The sequence below is a fragment of the Dysgonomonas sp. Marseille-P4677 genome (assembly GCF_016652235.1).
Lineage (GTDB): Bacteria > Bacteroidota > Bacteroidia > Bacteroidales > Dysgonomonadaceae > Dysgonomonas.
The window spans coordinates 1-6,674 of record NZ_JAEPKU010000180.1; the positions used below are offsets into that span (position 1 = coordinate 1).

General features: G+C 35.6%; 4 protein-coding genes, 2 pseudogenes and 1 riboswitch. All 6 genes and pseudogenes read right to left on the reverse strand.

The features are described 5' to 3' along the window. Positions 1 to 2: 2 nt before the first annotated feature. Complete coding sequence (locus JGH11_RS20360) at positions 3 to 1,832, reverse strand: TonB-dependent receptor plug domain-containing protein (protein ID WP_370567633.1); 1,830 nt, start codon at positions 1,830 to 1,832, stop codon at positions 3 to 5. A gap of 19 nt (positions 1,833 to 1,851) precedes the next feature. After that, entirely contained in the window at positions 1,852 to 2,193 is a 342-nt protein-coding gene (locus JGH11_RS20370; RefSeq protein ID WP_236264169.1) for a carboxypeptidase-like regulatory domain-containing protein, read from the reverse strand. Positions 2,194 to 2,310: 117 nt separating this feature from the next. Continuing rightward, positions 2,311 to 3,384 carry a sirohydrochlorin cobaltochelatase gene (locus tag JGH11_RS18410; RefSeq protein WP_201114245.1) on the reverse strand — a complete coding sequence of 358 codons (1,074 nt, stop codon included), beginning with the start codon at positions 3,382 to 3,384 and terminating at the stop codon, positions 2,311 to 2,313. Positions 3,385 to 3,408: 24 nt separating this feature from the next. Beyond that, positions 3,409 to 5,682, reverse strand: a complete 2,274-nt coding sequence (locus JGH11_RS18415; protein ID WP_236264171.1) for a TonB-dependent receptor — start codon at positions 5,680 to 5,682, stop codon at positions 3,409 to 3,411. Between the two features lie 120 nt (positions 5,683 to 5,802). Further along, a riboswitch (cobalamin riboswitch) is annotated at positions 5,803 to 5,994 on the reverse strand. A gap of 224 nt (positions 5,995 to 6,218) precedes the next feature. Beyond that, positions 6,219 to 6,368, reverse strand: a pseudogene (locus JGH11_RS20375) (biotin/lipoyl-containing protein); the annotation flags it as partial. Between the two features lie 12 nt (positions 6,369 to 6,380). Continuing rightward, positions 6,381 to 6,674: pseudogene (locus JGH11_RS20380) on the reverse strand (hypothetical protein); the annotation flags it as partial.

Below are 6,674 nucleotides of genomic sequence, written 5' to 3' on the forward strand. Positions count from 1 at the left end.
CTCTATTTAGAAAACTTTATACCCATACTTATATAAACAACTCTACCGGGTGTAAGCGTTGCATAACTAACACCATAAGGACGATCATCAACAAAATTGAATATGTTTTCGATACCGAATCCGGGTTCTAAAACTATTCCGTTCATGTTTTTCAGTTGGTGGCGTGTGGCTATGCTCCACAGATTAATATTTCGGCCATCTCCTTCTTTATAATAACGCTTGCTTTGCAAACGACCATTGAAACTTATATTCGAATCTACAATCCACCATTTCTTATTCCAGTTTGCGTTTATGATCCCGGTATGTTTGCTTATTTTTTCCAATTCCTTCTGTGTATCATAATCTCGTGAATTCACATAACTATAACCTAATCCCATTGTTAATCCATATCCTAAGCTGGAATTGAAATTCACATCTATTCCTTTTATTTTTGCTTTTGATGCATTTTCGTATTGTTTTACATTATCAAATTTTCCTTCATATTCTGAAGGAAACGATTTTACCTCAACTAGTTTTATTAGATTCTTCACATCATTAATATATCCGCTGACAGAAAAGTTAATAAAGCTATTGAAATACTCGATATTTAGCGAATAATAGTCCGATGTTTCGGGATCCAGGTTTTTATTTGCCAATGCCAGAGACATTTTCCCGTTTGCGGCTTTTGATTCGGTATTACTAAACAAATACTTTAAATCTGGAGCTTTAAATCCGGCTGCATATGAAGCCCGAAAATTAAAATGATCGAGAGAGTACATTGCAGCCATCTTGGGCGTAAAGTAGCTTTGGAATGTTTCGTTGTAAACATATCTGAATCCGGGCACAAGCTGAAGCTTGCGATTGAGCAGACGAATCTCGTCTTGTGCATAGAATGACAGAGTATATACATCACGAGAACCATCGGCGATATCGCTTATACTGTTCAGATAGTTTATCTGATATTGAGTTCCTGCTGTAATACGATTAGAATTGCCAAAATCAAAAGATCCTTTTAAGTTTATATCATAGTATTTCTGACGACGTTCGAGTGTTTCACTTCCTTCCTTGTTTGAATTATTTTCAATCGTATATACCTTATAATAATCAAAATTATCTGTATACATATCCAGATTGATAAGCCCTTTATTACGAAATCTGTATTTGGCTCCTGCACTTATCGTATAATCATTATATTTCAGATCGTATTCGTATATTTTCTTTAAAGGAGGACGCTTTAACTTACGGTCAAACAAACTTCCTTCAAGATACATACTTAACGCATCATTCGCTTTTACTGTGAACTGTTGAGTAAATATATCCGAGTAAAACGAATTGACAGGCTGTTTATGAGTATCTTTCAATTCTCCTTTGATAAGCTCTTGAGGATTGAGTTTCCAACCTTGTGACTGGTTTCGTTGGAACGAAGTTGAAGAGTTTATCCATTTTGTATTGATGTCAGCATTTATAGATTGTGTAAACTGCCCTCTTTCTGCATAGCGGGTATATGAATTTATATAGATATGATCTTTAGGTTTATCTGTTATAATATTTATAACTCCCCCCATGGCTTCTGAGCCATAAAGTGAGGAGGCTGCACCTTTCAGTATTTCTATACGTTTAATATTAGTCATATTGATACGTGAAAGATCTATGTTACCACCCACATCGCCGGCTAGTTTTTTTCCATCAACTAAAATTAATATATATTTGTTACTTAGTCCATTCATTTGCAGATTAGAGCCCATTGCATTGGGAGTAAAAGAAAGAGATGGCGTAAGATTCATCATCAAATTTTCGAATGAAGATGAGCTTGTGTTTTTTAGTTCTTTTTGAGAAATAACATCAATCGATATTGGACTGTTTTTTAATTTATTATGCGTACCTAGTACCTGTTACGACAACCTCACTCAATTTGAGAGGAGAATCTTTTAAAGTAATTATCATATCCTCGTTCGACTCTTGTATCTGAATACGTATCCCTTCATAATTGAATGAGGTTACTCTCAGTGTATATTTTCCTTGGAAAGAGTTTCTCAATTCAAACTCCCCTTTATTATTTGTTGCAGTACCGATATTGGTATATTCAAACCATACATTAGCCTCCGAAACAGGTTTCCCCGATTCATTTACGACCTTACCTTTGACCACTATTTGTGCAAGTATAACATTCGAGACACAGCACAAAAATATAGTTGATAACAATCTACCCAACATGAAAATTATTTATTTAAAGGAAATATTCTTGCTTTATGAACTCATAACATTGAGTTTGTCTTCTTATTAAGAATGAAGAGTAACATGCTATGTCACTCTTCATATATAGGTATCTCTTTATTCAGGAAGATGTTCGCTCCACGATTCGGCATTTTTTACAGCATCCGCCATATGATTGATCCATATTTTCCGGATGTTTTTGTGATCGCCTAATCCGATAACATTGAACCCTTTTTCGTCAGTTACCGATCCATTTGTACTGATAGTGAATCCAAGTTTCTCAAGTTTTAGTTTCCAGCTATATTCAGCATCCCAGTCATTTTCGTCAGGATTTACTTTATCCATGGTTTGCCCGTCTTCCAAACCGCCAAGTAAGTCGTTCTGTGCATGGTCTCCTGCTATTGACATCAGTGGGGCAAGATTTACAACTACATCTTTGTATTCTTTACTCTCTCTCTTCGCAAATGCCTTTATTTCTTCTCGTATGTGAGAAAACATTTTTTCTCCCCAGTCAACTGTTCCGATGAAAATGTTTTTCTTTCCACTCAATTTTTGCAAAGCCACTTCCAGCTGATCATATCTTGTGTTGGCATGTGTATACTCTGTATCAGGATTACCGTGTCCCATCAAGGCAACTACTTCACCTTTGTTGAGGAGTTCTTTGTAGTAACTATATAATACTTTTGCTACTTCTGTTACATCTTCTTCAGTATCAAGCAGACATGGACTCTTAGCAACAACTATATTGGGATTAGGTATCATAAAGTTTTTCTTTACATCAGTATTCATTAAGCTTAAGTATTCTTCACCAGGAATGATATGCAATGATTGTATATACACCTTCTCATATCCGCTCTTTGCTATAGCTGATAACCATAAGTCGGGCTGTGCATAAGCTATTCCTATTTGATTAAAAACACGTGATACAATGGTACGTGAAGTAAAAGACATGTAGATGTCTGTGTTTGGATAAGCGGCCTTATAATCGGCAATAATCTGGTCATAGGTAGCTTGCGGTTGCTGATAAGTACTACCAAAAGAACAGAGCAGCAAGGCTGTATTGTTCTTTTTTTCAACTTTTACTGCACTATGTTCTTTCTCGGATGGTTCATCATCATCAGAGCATGCTGTAAACACACTAACCGACAAAATAAGTGTAAATGTGAAAAGATACATTAATACGTTTTTCATAATTCAAAATTTTTAAAATTTAGTTTATTTATTAGTATTCTGAAATTTGATTGTAACTGATGCATAATAGTTACGCCCGGGTGAAGTAGTACCTCTATTATGACCAAACGGGGTGCGGTCTACATAATCGAATATATTATCTATCCCAACATTCATATTCAACTTAATTTTTTTCTTATCAAGCAAAGAATGAGATGTATTAAGTCTCCATATCTGAAAACCATCAGCATCGCCATCGGATGTAAAATATTTTTTAGATTGGTACCTGCCATTCAGGTTAAGCCCTAGTTGATATCTCTTCCATGAGTTAGACCACGATACTTTAAATGTGGCATTATGTCGCGAAGTACCATTTATATACACGTATTGCATAAAGTCTGCAGCTTCGTCATCATCTGTCCGCTGGGCTTTAGCATCCAGATAACTATAACCACCTGCCAAGCGAATAGAACATGGCAATTGAACTTCGAAAGTGAGATCAACCCCATAAGTTCGAGCTTTAGCCAGATTTACATATTTCATAGTTTCTTCAACTAATAATAATTTATCTTCATAGGAGGTTTCAGTATGCTGAAGTGATATCATATCCTTCATACGGTTATGATAGGCTGTTATACTTACTTTGAATTTCGGAATAATAAACTCTGCATTCGCTGCAAAATAATTTGATTTCTGAGGCTTTAAATTTGTGTCACCATAATAGGCTTTAAATTTACTCATTAAGGTTGCATAATAATGGTAGTATAATTCTTTCACAGTAGGAGCCTTGTATCCATTGGAGTATGTAGCACGTAAATTGAAGTTACCCAACTTATACATAGCCGATACTTTCGGGGTAAATATATTATCAAAGTCTTTACTGTGTCCGTACCTTATGCCGACAGTTATATTTAATTGCTCGGTTACATTCCATTCATCCTGAGCATAAGCCGATAGAGAATATGTTATTGCCTTATCTCCATCTAAACGGTATGGAGAAACAAGTTTATCCCATACATATTCGACACCGGTATTCAATTTATGTTGTTTCCCTAAATGAAATATTCCTTTCAGATTTGTGAGCAACCTTCTTTGGGACGATTGGAGTATCCGATCGCCTGGGTAGTATACAATTCGGTCTCCACTTTCATCATAATAATCAGTGTATTCGCGTCCTATGTAATCATAATGGTAATCGTATCTATCAAAAGAAACATCCATTGTGATTATATTTTTGTTAGGTAAGCTGTATTTTGCCCCGGAGCCATAAGTTTGATTCCGATAGTAAAACCCATTTGGTCTCCACAGTGGATTTCCCATTGGTCTATCAGTCCATTTTTCATAGAATGAAGCATCTGCATTTAGTTCAAGCTGCTTGCTTACTTTATATGTTATATTTTCTGTAATAGTATAATTGGTAGATCGGTTGATCGTTCTTGTTACACTATTTTCGGTTAGTCTAGCCCTGTGCCATTCTTGTGTAGTGTTTCTCCACCCATCGGTGTGCTTCAAACTAAATAAGGTAGAAGAACTGAATCCTTTGTGGTTCCAATTGATGCTATTGTTTTGATTTACATCTCCGTATTCTCCTACTCTTGTCGTATTCTGAATAGAGAGTTTATCCTTTTCTTTCTTCGAAATGAAGTTAATTACTCCTCCGATAGCGTCTGATCCGTACAAAGAAGATACGGCTCCTTTTACAATTTCTATACGTTCGATGTTGCTCATGTTAATCTTATTCAGATCATTCTGTCCACCTACATCTCCATTTATTCTCCGTCCATCCAGAAGAATAAGAATATAGTCATTTGTTAATCCATTGAGTTTAATGTTGCTACCCATATCTGCTTCCTGAAAAGTTAAGGAAGAAGATAGGCCGCCCAATACATCTTCAATACTTCGTCCTGAATATTCTCTTAAGGCTTTCCCTGTGATAACTTCTGTTTGTACGGGAGCATCTTTCAGATAATGTTCGGTTCCGGTTCCGGTTACAACTATTTCCTGCATTGTGGCATCTTTGAGACTTAAGGCGTAATCTTTCGACAAGCCATTCCTCTGTAAATGAATAGTGTCATGCACCGATTCGTAACCGATAAATGATATGATTAATTTATATGTTCCTTTGGATAAATTTTCGATGGAATACTTTCCATCCGTTCCTGTTTGTGTTTTTAGATTCGCATCTACAATAAATACGCTGGCTCCAATAAGTGGAACACTATTTGCTTTATCAATGATTCGCCCTTGTAGGGAGAAACTTTGAGCATTTGCTAATTGGAAACATAGAAGGAATGTCCCTAGTAATGTCAATAACCTCATATATCTTATTTTCTGATTTTAAATCAATAAAATAAAACATCGAGTTTCCTAAAATAATAAAATAGCGATAAATACACTATCGGGTATTTACACAACCACTTCGATTCCTGGAAGCTTGGTGTTTATTGTTCGATATCTGGCAGGTCTTCTGGCTCTCCTCAGATTGACGCCTTCCCATTCGAATAGAACAGTGGCTAAGATTGTCAATCGCTCTTATGAGGAATACAGCTGCAGGTACAGCTCCGGTTTTTAACCGGATTCCCTTTCATCGGAATATGAAATGTTCCGATTACCAAAATCTACGGCAAAGGTAGAGTATCTTTTTGTGATTGTCAAGAAACATTATGAATATATAAAAAATATCATATCGTTTTCTTGACATCTACGTTCTTTTTCTTTGGTTGTATATTATTCTTTCCTAATTATTAGATGAGAAATCGATAAACATGTATACAACATAATCGTTTATTGAGCGAATATGTGCCAAAATTCATTTGACACACACTCATTATAGATACGAATTGATGTAGTAGTCTTTATACTTCTTTTTCCAATTCAATCAACAAATCACTTTTACTTGTTGTATCTCCATCCTTAACCAAAACTTTCTTTATTATACCTTTGGTGCTGGCTAGAATTGCATTCTGCATTTTCATTGCTTCAAGCACAAGTAGAGTATCTCCTGCCTTTACAGAATCCTATGTTTTCACCATAACTTCCAATATTTTGCCCGGCATAGGGACTTTCAATCGGATAGTCGTTGATTCGTTTCGTTGAGATGTGAACATCTTCTTCCGTTTTAGAGAAAACGGTGTTTCTACCGACAAACTATAATTGATACCATCAACAAGTAGTTCATACTCATTTTGGTGACAAGAAACAACCTCTACAGAATAGCTTTTATCTCCTGCTTTTATAAAAGAGAAACCATCTTGTGTATTTTCAATAGAGTCAGTTAGAGAGATATTGGCAGATGAGAAGCTAAACTCCTG

Bases quoted from the DNA above. Each gene is read 5' to 3' on its own strand.
- JGH11_RS20370 (WP_236264169.1), bottom strand. From the start codon at position 2,193: ATGTTGGGTAGATTGTTATCAACTATATTTTTGTGCTGTGTCTCGAAT.
- JGH11_RS18410 (WP_201114245.1), bottom strand. From the start codon at position 3,384: ATGAAAAACGTATTAATGTATCTTTTCACATTTACACTTATTTTGTCG.
- JGH11_RS18415 (WP_236264171.1), bottom strand. From the start codon at position 5,682: ATGAGGTTATTGACATTACTAGGGACATTCCTTCTATGTTTCCAATTA.